Origin of the sequence: Micromonospora sp. NPDC005087 (assembly GCF_042872965.1) — a bacterium.
In the GTDB taxonomy this organism is placed as follows: Bacteria; Actinomycetota; Actinomycetes; order Mycobacteriales; family Micromonosporaceae; genus Micromonospora.
On record NZ_JBIALB010000005.1, the window covers coordinates 126226 to 151433 of the forward strand.

Sequence of the window (25208 nt, forward strand, 5' to 3'; positions counted from 1 at the left end):
GGCGGATGCACGACTCCACCACACTGCTCGTCGAGGTCGGCGCGCTGCTGTTGTTGCTCGGTGTCCTCGGTCGACTCAGCCGCCGCGTCGGTCTTTCGCCCATCCCCCTCTACCTGCTCGCCGGGCTGGCGTTCGGGCACGGTGGGCTGCTCCCGCTCGCGGCCAGCGAGGAGTTCTTCGCGGTCGGGGCCGAGATCGGCGTCATCCTGCTGCTGGTCATGCTCGGCCTGGAGTACTCGGCCAACGAACTGGTCGGCAACCTCCGGTCGGCGGCCCCGGCCGGGCTGATCGACGGCGTACTCAACGCACTGCCCGGCGCCGCGTTCGCCCTGCTGCTCGGCTGGGACTGGGTGGCCGCCCTGGTGCTCGGCGGCATCACCTGGGTCTCGTCCTCCGGAGTGATCGCCAAGGTCCTCGGCGACCTGGGCCGACTCGGTAACCGGGAGACCCCGGTGATCCTCTCGGTCCTGGTGATCGAGGACCTGGCGATGGCCCTGTACCTGCCGCTGGTCACCGCGGTGCTGGCCGGCACCGGCCTGCTCGGCGGCGGCATCGCGCTCACCGTGGCGGTGGGAACGGTGCTGCTCGTGCTGGTGCTCGCCATCCGGTACGGCCATCTGATCTCCTCCGCCCTGTCGGCGAAGGATCCGGAGGCGCTGCTGCTCGGCGTACTCGGGCTGACCCTGCTCATCGCCGGTCTCGCGGCGAAGCTCCAGGTGTCGGCGGCGGTCGGCGCGTTCCTCGTCGGCATCGCGCTCTCCGGGCCGGTGGCACACCACGCCACCGAGCTGCTCTCCCCGCTGCGGGACCTGTTCGCCGCGGTGTTCTTCGTCTTCTTCGGGCTGGTCACCGACCCACGGGACATCCCACCCGTGCTGCTGCCGGCGCTCGCGCTGGCCGTGGTCACCATGGCGACGAAGACGCTCACCGGTTACCTCGCGGCTCGCCGCGTCGGCATCGCCGAACCTGGTCGATGGCGGGCCGGCCTGGCACTCGTACCCCGCGGTGAGTTCTCCATCGTCATCGCCGGGCTCGCGGTGGCCGCCGGCAGCGTCGAGCCGCGGTTGGCGGCGCTGGCCACGGCGTACGTCCTGATTACCGTGGTGACCGGGCCGATGCTGGCCCGACTGCCCGACTTCCCGTGGTTCAAGCGGTGGCTGCGCACCCGTGCGGCGGCCGAGCGGCGGGAGCCGGTTCCGATCCACGACTGACGCGCCACCGCCGTTGACATGGTCCCGATCGACACGTCAACGGCGGTGGGCGGGCCCTCCGACCATCCGGTGGACCAGGCCAGGCCAACGGTTGCTGAATTGCTCCCTGCGGGGACTACCGCAGCACCCGACGGCGGGTTACCGTTTCGCCCCAGCAGCCAAGGTCCGCGGGTGGCCAGTGCCAACGCGGGCGAAAGTGGAAGGTTGGCCGGTGAGCGTGCAGGAGTCGACGTTCCACGGCTTCGCCAACCCCGTCGATCCGACTCCGGCGGAGTTGCGAGCTTGGGCGTACCAGCCCGATTCGGTGCCCTTGGCTTCGATGCCGCCGGATTGGGACCTACTGGTCTCCGGCGACCGGCTCATCCTGACGCTCTTCGAGTTGGCGATGGACCCGACCTGCCCGGCCCGCCGCTTCGCGCTGCACTGCCTCTACATCTACGCGGCCGACGGCATCCGGACGAACTTCCGCGCCCACCCCAAGCGCCGCTTCCGCAAGCTGGTCGAGCAGGCCGAGCGCGACGGCGACGAGCTGATGAAGATCTGGGCACACAACGGCCGCGTGCTGCTGGCCCGACCGGATCTCTTCGTCTACCGGGACTGGTGCGAAGGCGGCCTGGTCCGCGAGAACCGCCGCCTCGGCTGACGCCGCCCCACCGCGGGCGTCACTGCGTCCCGGCCCGCACTCAGGACGACGAACGGGCCGGGACCCCCCGTGGGTCCCGGCCCGCACGTCGGTTACCGGTCGGTCTGCTTTCGCTGGGTCTCGGCCCGGGCCTGGTCGACGCCGTGGTCGACCTGGTCGGCGAACCGCCCTTCGGTGATCCGGTCCCGAAAGCTTCCCTCGGTCACCTTGTCGAACTTCTCGCGGACGGTGTCGGCCAGGTCTTCGAGCCGGTCCTCCGTCTGCTGAGCCATTTGCTGGGCCATCTTCTTCGCCGGCTCCGCCATCGCTCCCCCTGCTATGCCGGTAGGTCCGAATTAAGCCGATAGAACCCGTATCGACAGGCTAGCCGGAACGGCCCGGCCCGCGCCGGGAAATCCGGTGCGGGCCGGGCCGAAGAAAGGAACCGGAAGAGCAGGTCAGCGATCGGGCGTACGGCGGGGTCGCCAGACCACCAGGGCGGTGGACGTGCGGTTGGTGGGCACCAGATCGCGGCCCGGGAAGCGGGCCAACGACTCCAGCTCGGCCACCCGGCGGTACGCGGCGTCCAGCTCCGCCTCCAGCCGGGCCACCCGCTGCTGCGCCTGCTCCAGCAGCCGCTCCAGCCCGATGATCCGCTTGACTCCGGCGAGGTTGATCCCGTCGTCCTGACTGAGCCGCTGCACCTCGCGCAGCAGCACCACGTCACGGACGCTGTAGCGACGCCCGCCGCCGGCCGCCCGGCCGGGCTGCACCAGGCCGAGACGGTCGTACTGGCGCAGGGTCTGCGGGTGCATCCCCGCCATTCGTGCCGCCACCGAGATCATCAGCACCTTGGCCTCGTAGGCAGGGTCACTCGAACCGAGGAATTCGCCCGACATCCCGCTCACCTCCGCGTCCATCCCACCGGACTAACTGACCCGACGCACCCGAGCGTCGAGATGTTCCCTGGCCGCCGGCGGACTCTGCTCGGCGAACGCCTCCAGTGCCGTCCGCGCCTCGTCCGACAATCGAGCCGGCACCACCACGTCCAGCGTGACCAGCAGGTCGCCGGCCTGCCCGTCGCGGCGGACCACACCCTTGCCCCGGGCCCGCAGCACGCGCCCGCTCGGCGTGCCGGGCGGGACCCGCAGGGTCACCGCGCCGTCGAGCGTCGGCACCCGCAGGTCCGTGCCGAAAACGGCCTCCGCGAAGGTGACCGGCACGGTCAACGTCAGGTCGTCACCGGTACGACCGAACAGCTCGTCCGGCCGGACCTTGACCTGCACGAACAGGTCACCGGCCGGGCCACCGCGCTCACCCGGCTCGCCCCGCCCGGCCAGCCGGATCCGCTGGCCGTCGGCCACCCCGGCCGGGAAGCGCACGTTCAGCGTGCGGGTCTTGGTGACCCCACCGCTGCCGTGGCACTCCGGGCACTTCTCCTCGACCACCGTGCCGACGCCCTGGCAGGTGCGGCACGGCTCGGAGAAGCTGAACGACCCCTGGTTGCGGGTGGTCACCCCGGCGCCGTGGCAGGCCGGGCAGGTCCGCGGCTGGGTGCCGGGCTTGGCGCCGTTGCCGTGGCACGTGTCGCAGACGCCCGGGGCGCGCAGCGTCAGCGGCAGGGTCACGCCCCGCACCGCGTCGCCGAAGTCCAGCGCCACCTCGGCTTCCACGTCCCGACCCCGGGCCGGACCGCGCGGCGCGGACTGCCCACCGGCCGAGCCGCCGGAGAAGATCGAGCTGAACAGGTCCTGGAAGCCGGCCCCGCCGAAGCGACGGTCGCCCCCCGCCCCGCCGCCGAACATGTCGGAGACGTCGAACGGCATGCCGCCCGGCTGGCCGGCGCCCCGTGCGTTACGCCGGAACGCGCCCGAGCCGAACAGCGAGCGCATCTCGTCGTACTCCCGGCGGCGGCTGCTGTCCGAGAGCACGTTGTACGCCTCGGAAACGGCCTTGAACCGCTCCTCGGCCTTCGGGTCGCCCGGGTTGTGGTCCGGGTGCGACTCCCGAGCCAACTTGCGGTACGCCTTCTTGATGTCATCCGCGGAGGCGGCCTTGTCCACGCCGAGCACGGCGTAGAAGTCCTTCTCGAGCCAGTCCTTCGAACTCACCGGTCCACCCCCTTCCGACCTTCGTGGCCCGGCCGTCCCGCCCACCGCATCGCGGCGGGCGGGACAAACCGGTCACCGTCTCGCACTATTCCGGATCCGCGACCGCTACCAGCGCGGGGCGCAGCAGCCGCTCACCGAGCTGGTAGCCGCGCCGCATGACCTGCACGCAGGTCGGCTCGCCGACCTCGGCCGAGGTCTGGTGCGCGACCGCCTCGTGCCGGGTCGGATCGAACGGGTCGCCCTGCTCGCCGAAGGCGGTCAGGCCGAACTTGCCCAGCGCGGTGGTGAGCTGTTCCGCCACCGATCCGAACGGCCCGACCAGGTCGCCGTGTTCCCGGGCCCGGTCCAGGTCGTCCAGGATCGGCAGCAGTGCGGCCAGCACCGAGCCGGTCGCCTGCTCCTGCACCAGGCTGCGGTCCCGGTCCACCCGCTTGCGGTAGTTGGCGTACTCCGCCGACACCCGCTGCAGGTCCCGCGTCCGCTCGTCCAGCTCGGCCCGGAGCGCCTCCAGCTCGGCACCCAGCGGCGAGCCGGTGCCGGTGCCGGCACCGTCGACCGGCTGCGCCGGGGCGTCCACCACCGGCGGACTGGACGGCGCCGACCCGTCGACCAGGGTGGCCTCGATCTCGATCTCGTCGACCACGACCTCGGCGTCCTCGACCAGGCCCTCGGCCGGAACGTCGCTGCCCGCGTCGGCGGCGGCCCCCTCGGGCTCCGTGGTGTCGCTGAGCTTGCGGTTGTTGCGGATGACGACCCGCTCCCCGTCGCCGGTGGCCGGCTCGGTGGGCGCGGAGCCACCCGGCGCCGACCCGGTGTCGCCCGGGTCGGCGGCTCGTGGCTTCTGCGTCATGCGGCTACCTCATCCCCTTCGCAGTGGATACGTGTCGGAGGCCGACGGTCACTTCTTGCCGTCCTCGTCCACGATCTCCGCGTCGACCACGTCGTCGGCGCCACCGGCAGCGCCGGCCTGCGGGCCGGTCGCCCCGGTCGCACCCGGGCCGGCCTCGCCACCCGGCTGCTGGTCCTGCTCGGCCTGCTGCGAGTAGAGCAGCGAACCGGCCTGCTGGGAGACCTGCGCGAGCCGCTCGTGCGCCGACTTGATCTTTTCGATGTCCTGACCGCCGAGGGCGCCACGCAGCTCGCCGAGCGCCTCGTTGAGCTGCTCCCGGGTCTCGCTGGGCAGCTTGTCGCCGCTCTCGGCGAGGAACTTCTCGGTCTGCCACTGGAGCGCCTCGGCCACGTTGCGGGTCTCGGCGTCGTCGCGGCGGCGCTTGTCCTCCTCCGCGTGCTCCTCGGCGTCCCGGCGCATCCGCTCGATGTCGTCCTTCGGCAGCGAGGAGCCGCCGGTGATCGTCATCTTCTGTTCCTTGCCGGTGCCCAGGTCCTTGGCGTGCACGTTGACGATGCCGTTGGCGTCGATGTCGAACGCGACCTCGATCTGCGGCACGCCGCGCGGCGCCGGCGGGAGGCCGGTCAGCTCGAAGGTGCCGAGCTTCTTGTTGTAGGACGCGATCTCCCGCTCGCCCTGGAACACCTGGATCAGCACCGACGGCTGGTTGTCGTCCGCCGTGGTGAAGACCTCGGAGCGCTTGGTCGGGATGGTGGTGTTGCGCTCGATCAGCTTGGTGAAGATGCCGCCCTTGGTCTCGATGCCCAGGCTCAGCGGGGTCACGTCGAGCAGCAGGACGTCCTTGACCTCGCCCTTGAGCACGCCGGCCTGGAGCGCGGCGCCGACGGCGACGACCTCGTCCGGGTTGACGCCCTTGTTGGGGTCACGGCCGGTGAGCTGCTTGACCAGGTCGGTCACGGCCGGCATCCGGGTCGAGCCGCCGACCAGGATCACGTGCTCGACGTCGGAGATCTTGATCCCGGCGTCCTTCACGGCCTGCTCGAACGGGCCCTTGCACCGGTCCAGCAGGTCCTGCGTCATCCGCTGGAACTCGGCGCGGCTGAGCGTCACGTCGAGGTGCAGCGGGCCGGCGGCGCCGGCCGTGATGTACGGCAGGTTGATGTTGGTGGTGGTGGCGGCCGACAGCTCGATCTTGGCCTTCTCGGCGGCCTCACGGAGCCGCTGCAGGGCCATCTTGTCCTGGCTTAGGTCGATGCCGTGCTCACCGCGGAAGGTCTTGACCAGGTGGTCGATGATCCGCTGGTCCCAGTCGTCGCCACCGAGCTGGTTGTCACCGCTGGTCGACTTGACCTCGACGACGCCCTCGGCCAGCTCCAGCAGCGACACGTCGAAGGTGCCGCCGCCGAGGTCGAAGACCAGGACGGTCTGCTCCTTGGAGCCCTTGTCCAGCCCGTACGCCAGGGCGGCCGCGGTCGGCTCGTTGACGATCCGCAGCACATTGAAGCCGGCGATCTCTCCGGCCTCCTTGGTCGACTGGCGCTGGCCGTCGTTGAAGTAGGCCGGAACGGTGATCACCGCGTCGGTGATCTGCTCACCCAGGTACGCCTCGGCGTCCCGCTTGAGCTTCATCAGCGTCCGGGCCGAGATCTCCTGCGGGGTGTACTTCTTGCCGTCGATGTCGACGGACCAGTTGGTGCCGATCTCCCGCTTGACCGAGCGGATCGTCCGGTCCGGGTTGGTCACCGCCTGGCGCTTGGCGACCTCACCGACGAGCACCTCGCCGTTACGGGCGAACGCGACGATCGACGGAGTCGTCCGCGAGCCCTCAGCGTTGGCGATGACGGTGGGCTCACCGCCCTCGAGAACGCTGACGCAGGAGTTCGTCGTGCCGAGGTCGATACCGACCGCACGTGCCATCTTCGCTTCCTCGCTTCGTAAGGTTGTGCAGGTGACGGGCACCGCCCGCGGACTGCCTGGCGGGCACCGCCCGCAGCGGGCCCACCACAAGTTGAGTGAACTTGACTCAATAGTGCCACGCCCCGGCCAATCGTCAAGTTGAGTTGAGCCGACCCGACGCAACCCAGCCGTTATTACCGTCCGGTTGTCTTCTCTTGCATCGGTCGGGCACGCTTTAGCGGTGACGACGCACGGCGATTCCGCCACCCATTCCGGAGCGCCCGCCGTCGCAGCCCGCACCGGCCCGCCGGACGCCGCGGAGGAGCCGCCCGCCACCACCGGGGACGACAGCCTCCCCGGCGCGCTGCCGGGTCTCCGGGCCGCGATCGGCGCGACCCGGTATCCGCTCGCCCTGCCTTCCGCCGGGCCGGCCCGGCACACCGCCAGCGCCCTCACCGACCAGCTCGACGACTACCTGCTGCCCCGGCTCGCCCGGCTCGACGCGCCACTGCTCGTGGTGGTCGGCGGTTCCACCGGCGCGGGCAAGTCGACCCTGGTCAACAGCCTGGTCAAGGCCCGGGTCAGCGCGGCCGGCGTGCTCCGGCCGACCACCCGCTCACCGGTGCTGGTCTGCAACCCGGCCGACGCGGCCTGGTTCCGGCAGGGTGAGCTGCTGCCCGGGCTCACCCGCACCACCGAGCCAAGTGAGGACCCGCGCTCCCTGCACCTGGTCACCGCCCCGGCGCTGCCCGCCGGGCTGGCCTTCCTCGACGCGCCGGACATCGACTCGGTGGTCGACGCCAACCGGGCACTCGCCGGCCAGTTGCTCGCCGCTGCCGACCTCTGGCTGTTCGTCACCACCGCCGCCCGGTACGCCGACGCGGTGCCGTGGGAGCTGCTGCGCAGCGCCCGGGCCCGCGGTGCGGTGATCGCCATGGTGCTGGACCGGGTGCCCGCGGAGGCCACCGACGAGATCTCCGCACACCTGGCCGAGATGCTCACCGCACAGGACCTCGGCCGGGCGCCCCTGTTCGTGCTGCCGGAGACGTGGGTCGACGGTCAGGGGCTGCTGCCCGAGGGTGTCACCGCGCCGCTGGCCGACTGGTTCGCGCGGCTGGCCGGCGACGCCGACGCCCGGGCCGCGGTGGTCCGGCAGACCCTGGACGGGGCGCTGGCCGCGCTGCACCCGGCCGTCGAGGAGCTGGCCGACGCCGCCGACGAGCAGGTCGCCGCCGCCGACAGTCTGGACGAGCGGGTCCGGGCCGCCTACCGGGGCGCCGAACGGACCGTCGAGCAGGGCCTGCGGGACGGCCGCCTGCTCCGTGGCGAGGTGCTCGCCCGCTGGCAGGAGTTCGTCGGCACCGGGGAGCTGTTCCGCACCCTGGAGGCGCGGATCGGGCGGCTGCGGGATCGGATGGTGGCCGCCGTCACCGGTCGGCCGGCACCCGCCGCCGAGCTGCGCAACGCCATCGAGTCGCAGCTGGTCACGCTGCTGCGCGGGGTCGCTTCGGAGGCCGCCGAGGCCGCGTACACCGCGTGGAAGGCGCACCCGGCGGGAGCCGGGCTGCTCAACCCGGGGCTCGCCCACCCCGGCGGCGACCTGCCCGAGCGCGCCGAGCGGATGGTCCGGGACTGGCAGCGCGGGGTGCTGGAGCTGGTGCGGGTCGAGGGCGGCGACAAGCGGATCGTGGCCCGCACCGCCGCGTACGCGGTGAACGCCACCGGGCTCGCCGTGATGATCGCCGTGTTCGCGTCCACCGCGTTCATCCCGACCGGGCTGGAGGTGGCCACCGGGGCCGGCACCACCGTCGCGGCCCAGGCCGTACTCCAGGCGATCTTCGGCGACCAGGCGGTGCGTACCCTCGCCGCCAAGGCCCGTGCGGACCTGCTGGACCGGGTGCGGACGCTGCTCGACGCGGAGGCCGACCGCTTCCTGACCCGCACCGCCGAAGCCCGCCCCGCCGCGGACGCCGGCGACGGGTTGCGCAGGGCCGCCGGCCGGGTCGAGCTGGCCCGGCACCGCAGCGGCCTGGCAACCGGCGACACACCGCCGGCCGCCGACGAGGATGGCTCCCGGTGAGCAACATCGCCGGCCGGGTACGCGAGGCGTTCCGGGGTGACCAGCGGATCGACCCCGATGCGCTGATCGCCCGCCTGGACGCGGTACGCCGGTTCCTGACCGCGGTGGACGGCCTGCTGCCGGACTCCGAGCTGGTGCCCGCGCACACCCTGGTCGAGCGGGCCGGCACCCGGCTCACCCTGTCCCGCGACCACACCGTGGTCGCCCTGGCCGGCGCCACCGGCAGCGGCAAGTCCAGCCTGTTCAACGCGCTGGCCCGGCTGGAGCTCTCGCCGGTCGGGGTCCGCCGCCCGACGACCGGCGTCACGCACGCCTGCGTGTGGGGCGCGCTGGAGGGCGCCAACCGACTGCTCGACTGGATCGGTGTGCTGCCCCGGCACCGCTTCGTCCGCGAGAGCGCGCTGGACGCGGACGACGAGACCGCGCTGCACGGGCTGATCCTGCTCGACCTGCCCGACTTCGACTCGGTGCAGCGGGCCCACCGACTGGAGGTGGACCGGCTGCTCGGCCTGGTCGACCAGGTGGTCTGGGTGGTCGACCCGCAGAAGTACGCCGACCGGGTCATCCACGACAGCTACCTCCGCGAGTTCCACCGCCACCGGGACGTCACCCTGGTCGTGCTCAACCAGGCCGACCGGCTGCCCCCGGCCGAACTGCCCCGGGTCCTGGACGACCTGCGCCGGCTGCTCGATGCGGACGGGCTGACCGGCGTGCCGCTGCTGGCCACCACCGCCATCGATCCGGCCGGGATGGTGGGGCTGCGCACCGCGCTGGAACGGACGGTCGCCGAGCGGCAGGCGGCGCTGCGACGGCTGGCCGGCGATGTCGACACGGTGGTCGCCGCGCTGGACGAGCTGGTCGGCTCCGCCCGACCGGCGGGCGGACCGGACGACACCGCCGTCGACGGGTTGAACCGGGCACTGGCCGGCGCGGCCGGAGTGCCGGCGGTGACGGAGGCGGTGGAGCAGGCGTACCGGCACCGGGCCGGCGCGGTCACCGGCTGGCCGGTGGTCCGGGGCTGGCGGCGGCTGCGACCCGACCCGCTGCGCCGCCTGCACCTGCCCGGCCCGGCCGGCGATCAGGCCGACCCGGCGGAGAGCCTGGTCGCGGCAACCTCGGTACCGGACCCGACGGCCGCCCAGCGCTCGGCGCTCGGTCTGGCCATCCGTGCGGTGGCCGATCGGGCCGCCGCCGACCTGCCTGCCGCCTGGCCGGCGGCGGTCACCGCCGCCGCCCGGTCCCGCCTCGGCGACCTGCCGGACGCGCTGGACCGCGCGATCGCCGGCACCGACCTGGGCCTGGGCCGTCGACCCGTCTGGTGGCGGCTGGTCGGCGGTGTCCAGTGGCTGGTCACCCTGGCCGCCGTGGTCGGGCTGGGCTGGTTAATGCTCGGCTACGCGCTGCGGGCGCTCGGCCTGCCCGCACTGGACAACCCGATGGTCGGGCAGGTGCCACTGCCCACCCTGCTGCTGCTCGGCGGGCTGCTGGCCGGGCTGCTGGTGGCCGCGCTGACCCGACCGGTGGTGCGCTGGGCGGCCCGGCTTGCCCGAAGCCGCGCCGAGCAGCGGCTGACGGCCGAGGTCGCCCGCGTGGGCGAGGAGTACGTGCTCGCCCCGGTGCGGATCGTGCTCGCCTCGTACGCGCAGGCACGCGACGCGCTGCGGGATGCCGCCCGCCGCTGACGCTCAGCACGGCTCGCTACCCCTCTGCACATCCCCCGAGCGGCGTAGGGTCGGAGCATGGCCACGCCTCAGACCCCCTACGACGCGGTGCTGCACGCCGCACGCGACGTGACCAAGCTGGAGTCGGCGCTGGACGCCGAGATGCTCGGCAGCGCCCTCCTGGGCAGCGTCTACGCGATCGCGGAGACCGACCGCGACACCGCCGTACGGGAGTTCGTCACCGGGTTCCTCGCCGCCACCGCCCGCCGCCGGATCGCTGCGGCGACCACCATCCGGCAGGTCTTCGCCACGCTCATCCCCGACGCCGAGGGCACCGAACGGGTGCGCCCGGGCAGCCAGGCGCCAGCCTGGACGGGTCAGCTCGGCCGGGTGCACCTCACCGGCAGCTGGGCGTACGGCGACGTGTACGGCGATCAGACCTCCTACCTCGCCACCTTCGCCTACGACGACGCGGCCGGCGGCCCCGAGCACGCGCTGGTGGCCCTGGTCGACCACAACATCGGGATCACCAAGGACATCTTCGTCGGCGGGCCGGCGGAACGGATCCTGGACCAGGTCCGCCAGATGTGCGCGGACGACGAGCTGACCTGGTTCCGTACCGAGGATCCTGCCCAACTGCGTGGCGAGGTGGCCCGCCACCTCGCCGTCACCGACGAGCTGAGCGAGCTGCCCGGCGAGGGCTCACTCGCCACCGATCGGGCGCTGGTCGGCGCCCGGCTGGCGCTGCTGCCCACCGCCGCCGCCCCAACCAGCCCGGCCGAGGTCGAGCCGCTCTCCGCCGCCGAGCGCACCGAGCTGGTCCGGCGGTTCCTGGCCGCGCCGGAGGCCGCACGGTTCGGGCTCGACGCCGTCGACGGCGCGGAGCTGGCCTCGCTGCACTTCTGCCTGAGCCTGCTGCTGGACCATTCGGCGACCTTCCCGGACGCCGACCCGATGCGGTGGAGCCCCGCGGTGTCCGGGCTCTTCCTGCTCGACTGGGTACACCGCCGGGCGGTACTGGACATGGACGACGCGGCGATGCTGCCCCGTGTGCTGCGCGCCTGGGCCCGGTACGCGTCGCGCCAGCGTGGACTTTCCGAAACGGCCGCGACGCGCACCGACGAGGCGATCGAGGAGATGGTGGCGGAGTTCGCCCGCCTCTACTCGACCGGTGAGCGGCGTAGCCCGGCCACCGCGGCGGTGGCCCAGCTGATGGCCGACGGGGTCGACCCGGACGACCCGGCCGCGCTGGACGCCTGGATCGAGGCGAACCGGCACCGTCTCGCCGACGACGGCGCCTGACGGCATTCCGGGCGGGCGGGCACGTCGCCGCCCGCCCGGACCCCGCCGGCACAGCGGACCCGGTCACCGCGCCGGCCCGGTCAGCGCAGCAGACCGAAGACCACTCCGGAGATAATTGCGCCGAGCACGCCGCCGGCCAGCACCTGCGCCACGGTGTGGTCCCGTAGCCGCACCCGGGCCCAGCCGACCACGCCCAGCAGTGGCACGGCGACGAGCAGCTCGGTCCCGAAGGTCAGCACCAGGATGATCAGCGTGCCGGCGGCCACCGCCGAGTGGATCGACATCTTCCACCAGTGGCTCACCGACACGGCGACCACCAGTCCGGCCAGCCCGGCCACCGCCAGTGCCAGCAACGGACGGGGTGCTCCGAGCACCGCGAGCAGGGCCAGCCCTGCGGCGACCGAGCCGAGGCCGACCAGCAACGGCACCCGGCGCTGGTCCCGGCGACCGATGTGGTGGTCCGTGAGCCGGCCACGGCGTACGCCGCCGACGATGTAGGCGAACGGAATGCCGGTGACGAAGAGCGTGGCGAGCAGACCCCACGCCAGGCCGTGACCAGGGTTGCGGGAGCTGTGCCAGCTCACGGTGACCATCAGCACCGACACCAGCACGGCGGGCGCGGTCAGCTCGGTGACCAGCCGGGCGATCCGCAGCCCCGGCCCCTGCCGGGCGGTGACCGGGCGGAGTTCCGCACCGCCGCCCACGCCACCCCCTCCGGTACGCCCCTATCGCCGACCGCCGCCGGCACCGGGTCGGTCGCGCCTGACCGTCACCGTACCGCCGGGGACACCGTGGAGTACGTGTGTCCGGCCAGCGGCGTTGGACTGGCCGTGGGGGTGGGTCGGTCGGCCGGGAACGTCGGGGATGTCGCGACGGTCGGGTGGGGCCGGCTCGGCGATGAACTGGGCGTGGCGGGTGGCGTGGTCGTGGCGGGTGTCGTGGTCGTGGTGGCCGGCTCGGACAGGGTGCTGGTCGGCACGGCGGTCGCGGTCGGGGAGTCGGTCACGGTGGGGGTCGACGGCGGGGTCGGTGTCGGGGTCGGTGTCGGGCTCGGGTCCGGCGGGCGGGTCGGCGAGGGTGCCGGGGACGGGCTGGTCGGGGGCGAGGCCGGGGGCGTACCCCCGGTGGGCCTCGGCGAGGGCGGGGGCACCACGCGGACCGGCCCCGGATCGGCCTCGGTCGGGCCCGGGTCCGTCCGGTCCTGGTCACGTCGGGGAGCCGTGGGTAGCCAGCCGGCGGTGGCGGTCGGACCGACGTCGGGCGTGGCGGGTGGCGGGAGCGCCGGTTGGCTGGTCGCCGGCACCGGGATCACCACCGGCCCGACCGACGGGGTCGGGATGAACGGGGTGCTGCTGTCCGGCAGCGCGGTGCTGCCCGGCGTGGCCGAGCCCGCGCTGATGGCGGCGAGGATGGGCATCGACGCGGTGCCGGCCAGCAGCGCGACGGTGAGCAGGTAGCCCCGGGAGGGGCCGCCGGCGCCGGGAGCGCGGTGCGCGCCGACCACCCGGCGGTAGCCGTCGGCCGACCGCTGCCGACCGAGTGCGGGCGTGCCGGGACCGTCACCTGGCTCGTACACCACACACCCCTTGTCGTCAGCCGTCGGAGGGCGCGGATGGACGTCGCCGGCTGGAGAACCCCGGCAAATCACCCGATCGGCGCGATCCTGCGGGAAACAGCCTCGCCCAGTTACCGTCCGTCAGCCAACCTCCACTGCGTGTCGACACGCGGAGACGGGCCGAACGGTGACGAACCATCGCCGTAACGCCTGGTTGGCACCGTCGGGCACGATGGCGACAAACGACCTCAAACGGGGGGCGGTCGGAACGTGGGGCGGGCGTACTGTGGGCGCGCTCACCTGCTCTGCGAATATGGAGCACGACGGCAACGCAGCCGTGACCTCCGCGCACCCTCGCGGCAGGCGCGGTTGAGCGCCGGCGCTCCCGAACCGGGTTCGGCCAGAATCCGGCTCATGCCGCGCGGCAACCCCCACCGGGGCTAGGCGCGGCCGCCAGGAACCGGTCCGGCAGCAGCCGGACAGGCGCACGAGTTGCGCGGCCGGGTGACCCCCCGGTGCCGACGCAGACACGACAGGGAGAGACGGATGGCAAAGGGCGACCCCGGGGGCACCACCCGCAGCAGGCGGGCAGCACCCCGCTCCAGGAAGAGCGCGGCCGGCGACCCCGAGCTCGTGCAGCTGCTCACCCCCGAAGGCGAGCGGATCGAGAGCGTCACCGGGCCGGACGGCAACGAGTACCGCGTCGACTTCACCGACGAGGAGTACCGCGGGCTCTACCGCGACCTCGTGCTGGTCCGCAAGCTCGACGCCGAGGCGACCGCGCTCCAGCGCCAGGGCGAACTGGGCATCTGGGCCAGCCTGCTCGGCCAGGAGGCGGCGCAGGTCGGCTCCGGGCGGGCGCTGCGCACCCAGGACATGGCCTTCCCGACCTACCGGGAGCACGGCGTCCTCTACTGCCGCGGCATCGACCCGATCATGCCGCTCGGCCTGTTCCGCGGCGTCGACCAGGGCGGCTGGGACCCGAACGAGTTCAAGTTCAACATGTACACGATCGTGATCGGGGCGCAGACCCTGCACGCGACGGGCTACGCCATGGGCATCACCATGGACGGCAAGACCGGCACCAACGACGGTGAAGCGGTGATCGCCTACTTCGGCGACGGGGCCACCAGCCAGGGTGACGTCAACGAGGCGTTCGTCTGGGCCGGCGTGTTCAACGCGCCGATGGTCTTCTTCTGCCAGAACAACCAGTACGCGATCTCCGAGCCGCTGGAGCGGCAGACCCGGATCCCGCTCTATCAGCGGGCCGCCGGCTTCGGCTTCCCCGGCATCCGCGTGGACGGCAACGACGTGCTGGCCACGTACGCGGTCACCCGCACCGCGCTGGACAACGCCCGGCACGGGCAGGGCCCGAGCCTGATCGAGGCGTACACCTACCGGATGGGCGCACACACCACCTCCGACGACCCGACCCGCTACCGGATCGCCAGCGAGGTCGAGGCGTGGAAGGCCAAGGACCCGATCGCCCGGGTCAAGGTCTTCCTGGAGAAGCAGCAGATCGCCGACGCGGACTTCTTCGCCGAGGTCGACGAGCAGGCCCGCCGCGAGTCGGTGCACCTGCGCGAGCGTGTGCTCGCCATGCCCAACCCCGAGCCGGTGACGATGTTCGACCACGTCTACCCGAACGGGTCTCCGCTGCTCGACGAGCAGCGCGCGCAGTTCAGCCGGTACATGGAGTCGTTCGAGGGGAGCGCCCACTGATGGCCACGGAGACGCTCACCCTCGGCAAGGCCCTCAACACCGGCCTGCGCCGCGCCCTGGAGAACGACCCCAAGGTCGTCATCATGGGCGAGGACGTCGGCAAGCTCGGCGGCGTCTTCCGGATCACCGACGGGCTCCAGAAGGACTTCGGCGACCAGCGGGTGATCGACACCCCGCTGGCCGAGTCCGGCATCATCGGCACCGCGGTCGGTCTGGCCATCCGTGGCTACCGGCCGGTCTGCGAGATCCAGTTCGACGGCTTCGTCTATCCCGCGTACGACCAGATCGTGTCGCAGGTGGCGAAGATGCACTACCGCTCGCGCGGCAAGCTCAGCATCCCGATGGTGATCCGCATCCCGTTCGGTGGCGGCATCGGCGCGGTCGAGCACCACTCCGAGTCGCCGGAGGCGTACTTCGCGCACACCGCCGGCCTGAAGGTGGTGTCCTGCGCCAACCCGCAGGACGCGTACGTGATGATCCAGCAGGCCATCGCCTCCGACGACCCGATCGTCTTCCTGGAGCCCAAGCGGCGCTACTGGGAGAAGGGGCAGGTCGACCTGGACGCGCCGCTGTCCGACGCGTACCCGCTGCACTCGGCCCGGGTGGTCCGGCCCGGCACCGACGTGACCGTGCTGGCGTACGGGCCGATGGTCCGGACGTGCCTGGAGGCGGCGACCGCCGCCGCCGAGGACGGCCGGGAGCTGGAGGTCATCGACCTGCGCTCGCTCTCCCCGCTGGACCTTGCCGCGGCCTACGAGTCGGTGAAGCGCACCGGCCGTGCGGTGGTGGTGCACGAGGCGCCGTCCAACATCGGCCTCGGCGCCGAGCTGGCCGCCCGGATCACCGAGGAGTGCTTCTACTCCCTGGAGTCGCCGGTGCTGCGCGTGACCGGCTTCGACACCCCCTACCCGGCCGCCCGGGTGGAGGAGGAGTACCTGCCCGACCTCGACCGGGTGCTCGACGCCGTCGACCGCACCTTCGGCTGGTGAGCGGCATGTCCCGGATCAAGGAGTTCAACCTGCCCGACCTGGGCGAGGGGTTGACCGAGGGCGAGATCCTGTCGTGGCTGGTCAAGGTCGGCGACACCATCGAGCTGAACCAGCCGATCGTCGAGGTGGAGACGGCGAAGGCGGCCGTGGAGATCCCGGCGAAGTGGGCCGGCCAGGTCCAGGCGATCTTCCACCCGGAGGGCACCACGGTCGAGGTCGGTACGCCGATCATCGCGATCGACACCGACCCGGGCGCCGGCCCGCTGGACGCGCCGTCGACCACGGCCACGCCCGGTGGTGACCTGCCCACCCCGTCGGCGGCCTCGCTGGCAGCCGTCGAGGTGGCACCGGCCGAGGGCATGGTCGAGCCCGGTCTGATCGGCGGCCCCGCCCCGGGTGGGCGGACCGCGGTCCTGGTCGGCTACGGCCCGCGTACCACCGCCGCGAAGCGCCGCCCCCGCAAGGGTGGCGTCCCCGCGCAGGCCGCAGTGGCGCCCACGGCCGCTCCGGCGCCGGTCGCGCCGGCTCCGCAGCCGGTGGCCGCGCCGACGCCGGTCGCTGCGGTGACCGGCGGGCTGGTGCTGGCCAAGCCGCCGGTGCGCAAGCTCGCCAAGGACCTCGGGGTTGACCTGAGCACGTTGACCGGGTCGGGTCCGCTGGGCTCGATCACCCGGGAGGACGTGCAGCAGGCGGCGAGTGGCGCCGTGGCCGAGCCGATCAGGGCGGCGGCGGTGGCGACGAGCGCGGCCAGCTTCGGCGCGGACCGCGAGCAGCGCATCCCGGTCAAGGGGGTACGCAAGCTCACCGCCGAGAACATGTCCCGCTCGGCGTTCACCGCCCCGCACGTGACGGAGTTCCTGACCGTCGACGTGACCCGGGCGATGAAGGCGCTCGACCGGCTGCGCGGCCGGCGGGAGTGGCGCGACGTCCGCGTTTCGCCGCTGCTGCTGGTGGCGAAGGCCGTACTCCTGGCGGTCAAGCGGCACCCGATGGTCAACTCGACCTGGGCCGGCGACGAGATCGTGGTCAAGGAGTACGTCAACCTCGGCATCGCCGCGGCCACCGAGCGTGGCCTCATCGTGCCGAACGTCAAGGACGCGGGCCGGCTCTCGCTACGCGAGCTGGCGGACTCCCTGAACGACCTGGTGCAGACGGCGAAGTCCGGCCGGACCTCGCCGGCGGACATGTCCGGCGGCACCCTGACCATCACCAATGTGGGGGTGTTCGGGGTGGACACCGGGACGCCGATCCTGCCGCCGGGTGAGTCGGCGATCCTGGCCTTCGGCGCGGTGCGGGAGATGCCCTGGGTGCACAAGGGCAAGGTCAAGGCGCGCCAGGTCACCACGCTGGGGTTGAGCTTCGACCACCGGATCATCGACGGTGAGCTGGGCTCGAAGTTCCTGCGCGACATCGGCGACTTCCTCGCCGATCCGGAGGCGGCGCTGCTCGCCTGGACCTGATCGTCCGAACGCCAGCCACGGCCGGTGTGCCACGGGTTAACGCCCGGCACACCGGCCGTGTCCGTTGGGCGACGAAACCGTCGGCGAAACACCCCTCAGACCTTTGATTGTTAGGCAGGTGTCCCAACTCACCTAACAATCGATGGAAGTTAGCCGGGTTCTGCGGTTCAATAGATGCATCAGGGGCCGACAACCGAATAGCCAGGAGGACACCCCCAATGAGCATGATCGAGCGAATCCGCAGTCACCGCGACGCCACCCGCCGCGCCCGTGCCATCGAGCACGCGCTGCGCTCGGCGAACTCGCCGGCCGTCCGCGAGGAACTCCTCATCATCGCCCAGCGTCACATGGGCTGACGCTCCACCGACATTCCTCACCTCCTTCAGATCGATGGCCCGCCCGGCCGACCGGGCGGGCCATCGGCGTTTCCTCCCCTCCCGGCACCGGGATTCCGCCGTGCGGCAGCGCCCGGTACGGTGGGCTTCGGTCGCCGCCCGCCGGGCCGGCACCGGCGGAGCCGATAGAAGCTGCTCGACACCGACCGGCCACGCGGAGTGACGACCGGTGCTCCTTGGACGCCCCGTGTGGTCACCGGATACGGTGCGGGGAGCCCGGCACGCCGGTGACGCCGGCAGCCATGCCGAGGAGACCGATCGGCACCGGCGGCCGACATGTGATGGAGGAGGCGCACCGATGACGTCCGAGGGCCCGCACCGCCCCGGCCAGGAGCCGGACGAGGTGTCACCGGGCGCCGGCGGACCGGCGCCGTACGGCGACCGCCCGGCGCAGCCGGACAACGGCTACAACGCCGCCGGCCCCGACCTGGGCTGGGCACCCCCGCCGCCGGCGCGGCCGAACCCGCCGGCCCCGGCATGGGCCGCTCAGTCTGAGCAGCAGCCGAACCCCGCCTGGGGTGCCGCCGCCGCGCCGCAGCCCACCGAGCCGGCGCAGCCCGCCTGGGCAACCGGCGGTGGCGCGAACGAGCCGCCGCAGCAGCCCGGCACCTGGACCGGCGCGGGTGGCGCACCCGACCACACGCAGCCCGCCCCGTGGGCCGCCCAGCAGCAGGGCTGGACGCCAGCCGAGCAGAGCGCACCCGGGTGGACCCCCGGGGGCGCCGAGCAGCCCGAGTGGGCGCAGGCCCAGCCGGCCGCGCGGGGTGCCGCGCAGGTGCCGCCCGCCACCGCAGCCTGGCCGGCTCAGGACGACCCGGCCCGCTCCGGCGGCTGGAACGCCGACGCCCAGCAGGACGACCCGGCCCGCTCCGGCGGTTGGAGCGGAGCGGCGCAGGCCAACCCGCCCGCCGGCGACTGGCGCGGCGGCGAGTCGCAGCAGGCAGAGTCGGCGCAGGGCGCCGGTTGGGCCACCGGCGCCGCCGGTCAGGGCGATCAGCCGATGTGGACGCCGGCTGAGCAGTCACCACAGACCTGGGGCCAGCCCGCCGAGTCGACCGAGCAGGCGGCCCCCGGGTGGGGCCAGGCCGAGGCGGCCGCCTCCCGGGGCTCGGCTCAGGTGCCGGCTCAGGCGCCGGCGCCGAACTGGCCCGGCCAGGACGACCCGGCCCGCTCCGGCGGCTGGGCCGGACAGCAGCAGCCGGCGCAGCCCGGCGGGTGGGGCGACGGCACCGACGTGAAGCAGGACGAGGCCGCGCAGCCCGCCGCCTGGGGTGGCGCCGAGGGTCGTCCGCAGCAGCCGGACTGGGTGCTCTCGCCGCAGGACCAGCCGGCCGAGCGGCCGGAATCGGCGGAATGGACCGCGGACGCCACCGGCACCCCGGCCCGGGCCAGTGCCAGCGTTCCCAGCAACGACGGGACGCCCGCCTGGGCCGCCGCCCCCGACAACGCCGCCCAGGGCAGCGCCGGCGTGCCGGACGCCCAGCCGTGGGCGCCCGGCGAGGTATGGGGTCGCGCCGAGGCGGAAGCCTCGCAGTCCCGCGGTGAGTGGGAGGCGGGCCGGGGCGACGAGTCGCCGGTCTACCAGCCCGCTCCCGCACCGGGCATCTCGCCCGCGAACGCCGTGCCACTGCCCCCGCAGGAGCAGCGCGTGCCGGGGGCCAGCCTGGCTGCCGCACCGCCGGCCAACTACGGGCCGCCGGCCCAGTACGGCGCTGCCTCCGAGCAGCCGGCGTACGCCGAGCGGGAGAACCCGGACGCCGCCGCGCAGTACGAGGCGGAGCCGGCCGGCTGGGGCCGGGCCGAGGAGGCTCCGGCGGCCGGCGCCGTGGTGCCCGCCCCGCGGGTCTCCCCGGAGGCCGGAGCAGGCCGCGCGGTAGTACCGGCGCCGGATGCCGAGTCGGCGGCCGGCCGGGCGTCGGCGAGTGCATCGGTTCCGTTGGCCAGCCGGGTGATGCCCCCCACCGACCAGGCCGTACGACCGGCCGGCGCGCCCGCGCCGCAGCCCCGGGTGTACGGTCGCCCGCCCCGCCCCGAGCCGGAGAACGAGCCGGAGCAGGCGGCGCCGGAGGCGTTCCAGGCCGCCCCGGGTCCCGAGCGCCCGAGCGCACCGGACTGGCAGAACGGCCCCGACCGGCAGGTCACACCCGACTGGCAGACCGGCGCCGAGCGCCCAAGCGCACCCGACTGGCAGAACGGCGCCGAGCGCCCGGGCGCACAAGACTGGCAGAACGGCCCGGAGCGACAGGGTGCCGCCCCCGCGTGGGGCGGCGAACCTCCGGCCGAGCCGCGCTTCGACGACCGGGACGTGCCGGCCGCTCCGAACGGATTCGGTGCGGCGGCGTCCCCGCCTCCGGCCTTCCCGCCGGGTGTGCCGTCGTTCGTCGACACCCCGGGCAGCAACCGGCCGATGAACGGGGTCCGGCCGCAGGCCGGCGCCGAGCGCACGGCCGAGCCGTTCGGCGCCCCCGGGTCACCGGTCGCCGGCACCGCCGGAATGAACAGCGCGCCGGGCTTCGGCGGCCCGAACTTCGGCGGCCCCGGCTTCGGGGGGCAGTCCACCGAGCCGGCACCGGGCGGCGGCTTCCCGCCGCCGGCCTTCCCGCCGGCGCCCCAGCAGCCTGCACCATCGTGGGGCCAGGCAGCCGGCGAGTCGGACCAGGGCCGGTTCGACGCGTACAAGCCGGACGCCGACCAGCCGCAGGCGGAGCCACCGGTGCCGAAGGTGCGCAACGGCCGCGTGCTGGCGGCGGTGCTGATCGCCGCGGTGCTCATCCTGGCGGTGCCGCTCGGCCTGCTGATGCTGCTGGGCAAGTTCGGCGGGGACGACACGCCGGCCTTCGACCCGGCGGTCGGCACCTGCGTGAAGCAGTCCGGCCAGGGCGCCTCGGCGGTGGACTGTGGCGAGGCGGGCGCGTTCACCATCGTTTCCAAGGTGGATGCGAAGGACAAGTGCGCCGATCCGGCCCAGCCGCACGTGGTGCTGCCCGGCGACGGCACCAACCGGGTGCTCTGCCTCAAGCCGGCCACCAAGTAACGCGAACCGACGGCGGGGCCACGGGTGACCGTGGCCCCGCCGTCGTCGTCCCACCAGCGGGGATGAGGCGTACGCGCCCGGATCTGGGCGGCTCGCCCCCTCCGGCCGGTGACGGGCCGGTGATCAGGCACGATGGGGGCATGAGTGCACGAGTACGGGCTCCCGAGCTGCGGGGTCGGGGCTGGCTGAACACCGGTGGACGCGATCTCAAACTCGCCGACCTGCGCGGCAAGATCGTCCTGGCCGATTTCTGGACCTTCTGCTGCATCAACTGCCTGCACGCGCTCGACGAGCTGCGTCCGCTGGAGGAGAAGTACGGCGACGTGCTCGTCGTGATCGGTGTGCACTCGCCGAAGTTCGAGCATGAGAAGGACGCCGACGCGCTGGCCGCCGCCGTGGAGCGGTACGGGGTGCACCATCCCGTACTCGACGATCCCGATCTGGACATGTGGCAGCAGTACGCGGCCCGGGCCTGGCCGACCCTGTCGGTGATCGACCCGGAGGGGTACGTGGTGGCCACCATGGCGGGCGAGGGGCACGCCGAAGGGCTGGCCCGGTTGATCGACGAGCTGATCGCGACCCATGAGGCCAAGGGCACCCTGCACCGGGGCGACGGCCCGTACGTCCCGCCGCCGGCACCGGAGACCACGCTGCGTTTCCCAGGCAAGGCGGTGGTGCTGGCGGACGGCAACCTGCTGGTCTCCGACTCGGCCCGGCACTCCCTGGTCGAGTTGGCTCCGGACGGCGAGACGCCGGTGCGCCGGATCGGCTCGGGTGAGCGGGGCCGGGCCGACGGGCCGGCCGGCGCGGCGACCTTCTCCGAGCCGCAGGGGCTCTGCGTGCTGCCACGGCAGGTCGCCGAGGTGGCCGGCTACGACCTGGTGGTCGCCGACACGGTCAACCACCTGCTGCGCGGCGTACGCCTGGCGTCCGGCGAGGTGGTCACGGTGGCCGGCAGCGGCAAGCAGTGGCGCGCCTCGGTCGACGACCACGCGCACGACGCGCTCGCCGTGGATCTCTCCTCACCGTGGGACCTGGCCTGGTACGACGACAAGCTGATCATCGCGATGGCCGGCATCCACCAGCTCTGGTGGTTCGATCCGATCAAGCGGACCGCCGGCATGTACGCCGGCACGACTGTCGAGGCACTGCGCGACGGCCCGCTCGCCGAGGCGTGGATGGCGCAGCCGTCCGGGCTCTCCGTCTCCGCCGACGGCACCCGGCTCTGGATCGCCGACAGCGAGACCAGCGCCGTTCGGTACGTCGAGAACGGGGTGCTGGGCACCGCCGTCGGGCAGGGCCTGTTCGACTTCGGTCACGTGGACGGGCCGGCGGAGTCGGCGCTGCTCCAGCACCCGCTGGGCGTGTGCGCGCTGCCGGACGACTCGGTGCTGATCGCGGACACCTACAACGGCGCGGTGCGCCGCTTCGACCCGTCGACCGGTCAGGTGTCCACGGTCGCCGACGGGCTGGCCGAGCCGAGCGATCTGGTCCTCACCCCGGCCGGCGAGGTGCTGGTCGTGGAGTCCGCCGCGCACCGGCTGACCCGGCTGGCCCCGGGTTCGCTGTCGACGGCCGGTGCCAGCACGGTGGACGGCCCACGGCACCGCACCGAGCGGAAGCCCACCGACGTCGCGGCCGGTGAGGTCACCCTCGACATCGTCTTCACCCCCGCGCCGGGGCAGAAGCTGGACGAGACGTACGGGCCGTCGACCCGGCTGGTGGTGTCCGCGTCCCCGCCCGAGCTGCTGGTGGAGGGCGCCGGCACGGGCACCGAGCTGTCCCGCCGGCTGGTGCTCAACGGCGAGGTGACCGGCGGGGTGCTCCAGGTGACCGCGCAGGCGGCGACCTGCGACGCGGACGTCGAGCACGCGGCCTGCCACCTGACCCGCCAGGACTGGGGCGTTCCGGTCCGCGTGGTCGACGGCGCCGCGGCCCGGCTTCCGCTGGTGCTGCGCGGCCTCGACTCCTAGCTGTTAGGAAGGGCCCCTTGTACAACAAAATCCGATAAGAAGGGGCCCTTCCTTTCACGCGAACGGGGTTAGTGGGACACCGGCGTCGATCAGCGTGGCGCGGACCAGCTCGGTGGCGGAGACCGCGCCGGGTGTGTCGCCGTGTACGCAGATCGAGTCCGCCGGGCAGGGAATGACGGTGCCGTCCACCGCCACCACGGTCCGTTCGGTGGCGATCCGTATCGCCCGGGTGGCCACCTCGTCGGGGTCGGTGATGAGCGCGCCGGGGGTGCCGCGGGGCACCAGCACCCCGTTGGGCAGGTAGCCGCGGTCGGCGAAGGCCTCGGCGACCACCGGCAGGCCGGCGCCGACGGCGAGCTGGGCGAGCGTGGTGCCGGGCATGCAGAGCACGGGCAGCTCGGGGTCGTGGCCGGTCACCGCGGCGACCACCGCCGCCGCCTGGGACTCGTCGATGGCGGCCGCGTGGTAGAGCGCCCCGTGCGGCTTGAGGTAGCGGACCCGGGTGTTGAAGAGCTGGCAGAACGCGCTGAGCGCCCCGAGCTGGTAGGTCACCTCGTCGCGTAGCTCGGCGAAGTCGTACGCGATGTGCCGCCGGCCGAAGCCGGCCAGGTCGCGATAGCCGACCTGCGCGCCCACCGCCACCCCGCGCCGCGCCGCGCCCTCGCAGACCCGCCGCATGGTGGACGGGTCGCCGCCGTGGAAGCCGCAGGCGACGTTGGCGGACGTGACCAGGTCCAGCAGCGCCTCGTCGTCGCCGAGTCGCCAGATGCCGAATCCCTCGCCCAGGTCAGCGTTGAGGTCCATGGAATCTGACGGTAGTACCTGGCCGGGCGTGCGCGAGCGGGGTCGCGTCGCTGACCACCCCGATGACCGGGTATCCGCCGGTGGTCGGGTGGTCGGCGAGGAAGATGAGGGGTTGTCCGTCCGCCGGCACCTGCACCGCGCCGAGCACGATGCCCTCACTGGGCAGTTCGCCGGCGACCGCGCGGGGCAGCGGCGCGCCGGTGAGCCGCGCGCCGACCCGGTTGCTCACCGGGCTGACGGTGTACGGGGTGCCGAGCAGCCGGTCGAACGCGGTCGGGGTGAACCAGTCGTAGCGGGGACCTCGGTGCAGGGCCAGGTGCAGCTCCGGTGCAGGTGCGGGGCCCACGGTCACGTCCACCGGCGCGGGCTCGCCGACCGGCTCGCCGAGCGGCAGCCGGTCGCCATCCCGCAGCGGGGACGGCCCCAGCCCGGAGAGGGTGTCGGTGGCCCGGCTGCCGAGCACCGCCGGCACTTCGATCCCGCCCGCCACGGCCAGCCAGCTCCGTACGCCCCGACGCGCCGGGCCGATCCGCAGCACCGTTCCGGCCGGCACGGTGAGCGGGCGTCCGGTGTCGCCGGGTCGGTCACCGGCACGGATCGGCACTTCGGCTCCGGTGACCGCCACGGTGGTGGCCCGGGTCAGCCGCAGCACGCAGCCGGTCAGGGTGATCTCCAGGCCGGCGGCCCCTTCCGGGTTGCCGACCAGCCGGTTGGCCAGCCGCAGGGCCGCCGGGTCGAGGGCCCCGGACCGGGGTACGCCCAGGTGTGCCCAGCCGGGCCGGCCCAGGTCCTGCACGGTGGTGAGCGCGCCGGCGCGGAGCACCTCGATCTCGGCAGGACGGGTCACGCCGCCGCCAACCGGACCCGGGTGCCCGGGCCGAGCCGGGCCGGCGGGTCGGCGTGTACGTCGAAGAGGACCAGCTCGGTCCGGCCAACCAGCAGCCAGCCGCCGGGGGACGCGCTCGGGTAGATGCCGGCGTACGGGCCGGCCAGGGCGACCGAGCCGGCCGGCACGCGGGGGCGCGGGGTGGCCAGGCGGGGCAGCGCCAACTCGGCGGGCAGCCCGGTCAGGTAGGGGAACCCGGGGGCGAAGCCGCAGAAGGCGACCCGGAACGGGGTGCCGGTCAGCCGGCGCGGTACGGCCGGCACGTCGACCCCCCAGTGCTCGGCGACCGCCGGCAGGTCAGGCCCGTCGAAGTCGACCGGGACGACGACCTCGTCAGAGCCCCGCTCGCGCATCCGTTCCGCCGCGCCTGCGGTGTGGTTGACGGCCGTGGCGACCGTTGGTGCCCACCGGGACAGCAGGTCGGCCGTGGCGGCCGGGTCGGGCAGGCCGTCGAGCAGGACGGTGCTGGCGGCCGGCACGATCTCGACGGCGGCCAGTTCGCCCCGCTCGCGGCGGCGCCACAGCTCGGCCCGCCACGCGTCGACGAGGTCGGTCTGAGTCGCGTCGGCGGGCGCGGAGAAGTCGAGCAGCAGGGCGTGCGCCCCGGCGGGTCGGATCCGCATCCGTTCATCCTCGCCGATGTCGTGCCGGCGGGTG

General features: G+C 73.6%; 21 protein-coding genes. 12 read left to right on the forward strand and 9 right to left on the reverse strand.

All coding sequences use genetic code 11. The annotated features are described in order from the left end of the window. The first annotated feature begins 5 nt into the window (after window positions 1-5). Entirely contained in the window at window positions 6-1211 is a 1206-nt protein-coding gene (locus ACFYPS_RS14420) for a cation:proton antiporter (RefSeq protein ID WP_354966460.1), read from the forward strand. 211 nt (window positions 1212-1422) lie between these two features. Further along, window positions 1423-1854, forward strand: coding sequence for a hypothetical protein (locus ACFYPS_RS14425; protein ID WP_354966459.1), 432 nt, complete (start codon window positions 1423-1425; stop codon window positions 1852-1854). Window positions 1855-1946: 92 nt separating this feature from the next. Here ACFYPS_RS14425 and ACFYPS_RS14430 read toward each other — a convergent pair whose 3' ends face one another. From ACFYPS_RS14430 to dnaK, 5 genes are all read right to left on the reverse strand, one after another. Beyond that, window positions 1947-2126 (reverse strand): hypothetical protein, encoded by a 180-nt coding sequence (locus ACFYPS_RS14430; RefSeq protein ID WP_387324743.1) that lies wholly within the window; start codon window positions 2124-2126, stop codon window positions 1947-1949. A gap of 165 nt (window positions 2127-2291) precedes the next feature. Continuing rightward, window positions 2292-2732, reverse strand: coding sequence for a heat shock protein transcriptional repressor HspR (locus ACFYPS_RS14435; RefSeq protein ID WP_203173989.1), 441 nt, complete (start codon window positions 2730-2732; stop codon window positions 2292-2294). A 30-nt stretch (window positions 2733-2762) separates the two neighbouring features. Beyond that, window positions 2763-3944, reverse strand: a complete 1182-nt coding sequence (gene dnaJ, locus ACFYPS_RS14440) for a molecular chaperone DnaJ (RefSeq protein ID WP_354966457.1) — start codon at window positions 3942-3944, stop codon at window positions 2763-2765. Between the two features lie 85 nt (window positions 3945-4029). Further along, window positions 4030-4794: a nucleotide exchange factor GrpE gene (gene grpE, locus ACFYPS_RS14445; RefSeq protein WP_354966456.1), complete on the reverse strand. Its 765-nt coding sequence runs from the start codon at window positions 4792-4794 to the stop codon at window positions 4030-4032. Window positions 4795-4842: 48 nt separating this feature from the next. Continuing rightward, entirely contained in the window at window positions 4843-6711 is a 1869-nt protein-coding gene (gene dnaK, locus ACFYPS_RS14450; protein ID WP_354966455.1) for a molecular chaperone DnaK, read from the reverse strand. A gap of 220 nt (window positions 6712-6931) precedes the next feature. Here dnaK and ACFYPS_RS14455 point away from each other — a divergent pair, with 220 nt between their 5' ends. From ACFYPS_RS14455 to ACFYPS_RS14465, 3 genes are read left to right on the forward strand one after another with little or no spacing between them, the layout of a single operon-like run. After that, a complete protein-coding gene (locus tag ACFYPS_RS14455; protein ID WP_354966454.1) occupies window positions 6932-8770 on the forward strand; it encodes an ABC transporter in 1839 nt (612 codons plus the stop codon). Then, window positions 8767-10452, forward strand: coding sequence for a GTPase (locus ACFYPS_RS14460; RefSeq protein ID WP_354966453.1), 1686 nt, complete (start codon window positions 8767-8769; stop codon window positions 10450-10452). Before ACFYPS_RS14455 ends, ACFYPS_RS14460 begins: the two co-directional genes overlap by 4 nt. A 57-nt stretch (window positions 10453-10509) precedes the next feature. Beyond that, window positions 10510-11733, forward strand: a complete 1224-nt coding sequence (locus tag ACFYPS_RS14465; RefSeq protein ID WP_354966452.1) for a hypothetical protein — start codon at window positions 10510-10512, stop codon at window positions 11731-11733. Window positions 11734-11813: 80 nt separating this feature from the next. Here the strand turns inward: ACFYPS_RS14465 and ACFYPS_RS14470 are convergent, their stop codons facing one another. Next, entirely contained in the window at window positions 11814-12437 is a 624-nt protein-coding gene (locus tag ACFYPS_RS14470) for a phosphoesterase PA-phosphatase (RefSeq protein WP_354966451.1), read from the reverse strand. 96 nt (window positions 12438-12533) lie between these two features. Here ACFYPS_RS14470 and ACFYPS_RS14475 point away from each other — a divergent pair, with 96 nt between their 5' ends. The 7 genes from ACFYPS_RS14475 (at window position 12534) to ACFYPS_RS14505 (ending at window position 22861) form a co-directional block, all read left to right on the forward strand. Then, complete coding sequence (locus ACFYPS_RS14475; RefSeq protein WP_387324750.1) at window positions 12534-13190, forward strand: hypothetical protein; 657 nt, start codon at window positions 12534-12536, stop codon at window positions 13188-13190. 644 nt (window positions 13191-13834) lie between these two features. Then, complete coding sequence (gene pdhA, locus ACFYPS_RS14480) at window positions 13835-15010, forward strand: pyruvate dehydrogenase (acetyl-transferring) E1 component subunit alpha (protein ID WP_354966449.1); 1176 nt, start codon at window positions 13835-13837, stop codon at window positions 15008-15010. Continuing rightward, entirely contained in the window at window positions 15010-15999 is a 990-nt protein-coding gene (locus ACFYPS_RS14485; protein ID WP_354966448.1) for an alpha-ketoacid dehydrogenase subunit beta, read from the forward strand. Before pdhA ends, ACFYPS_RS14485 begins: the two co-directional genes overlap by 1 nt. 5 nt (window positions 16000-16004) lie before the next feature. Then, window positions 16005-17459: a dihydrolipoamide acetyltransferase family protein gene (locus ACFYPS_RS14490; RefSeq protein WP_354966572.1), complete on the forward strand. Its 1455-nt coding sequence runs from the start codon at window positions 16005-16007 to the stop codon at window positions 17457-17459. A 218-nt stretch (window positions 17460-17677) separates the two neighbouring features. Further along, window positions 17678-17815 carry a hypothetical protein gene (locus ACFYPS_RS14495; protein WP_199723474.1) on the forward strand — a complete coding sequence of 46 codons (138 nt, stop codon included), beginning with the start codon at window positions 17678-17680 and terminating at the stop codon, window positions 17813-17815. A 337-nt stretch (window positions 17816-18152) separates the two neighbouring features. Next, window positions 18153-20888 carry a hypothetical protein gene (locus ACFYPS_RS14500; RefSeq protein ID WP_387324754.1) on the forward strand — a complete coding sequence of 912 codons (2736 nt, stop codon included), beginning with the start codon at window positions 18153-18155 and terminating at the stop codon, window positions 20886-20888. A gap of 140 nt (window positions 20889-21028) precedes the next feature. Continuing rightward, complete coding sequence (locus ACFYPS_RS14505) at window positions 21029-22861, forward strand: NHL domain-containing thioredoxin family protein (protein WP_354966446.1); 1833 nt, start codon at window positions 21029-21031, stop codon at window positions 22859-22861. Window positions 22862-22915: 54 nt separating this feature from the next. Here the strand turns inward: ACFYPS_RS14505 and ACFYPS_RS14510 are convergent, their stop codons facing one another. The 3 genes from ACFYPS_RS14510 to ACFYPS_RS14520 are packed head-to-tail and all read right to left on the reverse strand — an operon-like array spanning window position 22916 to window position 25174. Continuing rightward, entirely contained in the window at window positions 22916-23665 is a 750-nt protein-coding gene (locus ACFYPS_RS14510; RefSeq protein ID WP_354966445.1) for a 5-oxoprolinase subunit PxpA, read from the reverse strand. Beyond that, window positions 23649-24611: a biotin-dependent carboxyltransferase family protein gene (locus ACFYPS_RS14515; protein ID WP_387325158.1), complete on the reverse strand. Its 963-nt coding sequence runs from the start codon at window positions 24609-24611 to the stop codon at window positions 23649-23651. The genes ACFYPS_RS14510 and ACFYPS_RS14515 overlap by 17 nt, the downstream gene beginning before the upstream one ends. After that, window positions 24509-25174: an allophanate hydrolase subunit 1 gene (locus ACFYPS_RS14520; RefSeq protein ID WP_354966571.1), complete on the reverse strand. Its 666-nt coding sequence runs from the start codon at window positions 25172-25174 to the stop codon at window positions 24509-24511. Before ACFYPS_RS14520 ends, ACFYPS_RS14515 begins: the two co-directional genes overlap by 103 nt. Window positions 25175-25208: the final 34 nt, after the last annotated feature.

Coding starts and splice junctions, on each gene's coding strand:
- ACFYPS_RS14435 (WP_203173989.1), bottom strand. CDS start 2,732: ATGTCGGGCGAATTCCTCGGTTCGAGTGACCCTGCCTACGAGGCCAAG.
- ACFYPS_RS14500 (WP_387324754.1), top strand. CDS start 18,153: ATGACGTCCGAGGGCCCGCACCGCCCCGGCCAGGAGCCGGACGAGGTG.
- ACFYPS_RS14485 (WP_354966448.1), top strand. CDS start 15,010: ATGGCCACGGAGACGCTCACCCTCGGCAAGGCCCTCAACACCGGCCTG.
- ACFYPS_RS14520 (WP_354966571.1), bottom strand. CDS start 25,174: ATGCGGATCCGACCCGCCGGGGCGCACGCCCTGCTGCTCGACTTCTCC.
- ACFYPS_RS14510 (WP_354966445.1), bottom strand. CDS start 23,665: ATGGACCTCAACGCTGACCTGGGCGAGGGATTCGGCATCTGGCGACTC.
- ACFYPS_RS14465 (WP_354966452.1), top strand. CDS start 10,510: ATGGCCACGCCTCAGACCCCCTACGACGCGGTGCTGCACGCCGCACGC.
- pdhA (WP_354966449.1), top strand. CDS start 13,835: ATGGCAAAGGGCGACCCCGGGGGCACCACCCGCAGCAGGCGGGCAGCA.
- ACFYPS_RS14490 (WP_354966572.1), top strand. CDS start 16,005: ATGTCCCGGATCAAGGAGTTCAACCTGCCCGACCTGGGCGAGGGGTTG.
- ACFYPS_RS14495 (WP_199723474.1), top strand. CDS start 17,678: ATGAGCATGATCGAGCGAATCCGCAGTCACCGCGACGCCACCCGCCGC.
- grpE (WP_354966456.1), bottom strand. CDS start 4,794: ATGACGCAGAAGCCACGAGCCGCCGACCCGGGCGACACCGGGTCGGCG.
- ACFYPS_RS14430 (WP_387324743.1), bottom strand. CDS start 2,126: ATGGCTCAGCAGACGGAGGACCGGCTCGAAGACCTGGCCGACACCGTC.
- ACFYPS_RS14420 (WP_354966460.1), top strand. CDS start 6: ATGCACGACTCCACCACACTGCTCGTCGAGGTCGGCGCGCTGCTGTTG.
- dnaK (WP_354966455.1), bottom strand. CDS start 6,711: ATGGCACGTGCGGTCGGTATCGACCTCGGCACGACGAACTCCTGCGTC.
- ACFYPS_RS14505 (WP_354966446.1), top strand. CDS start 21,029: ATGAGTGCACGAGTACGGGCTCCCGAGCTGCGGGGTCGGGGCTGGCTG.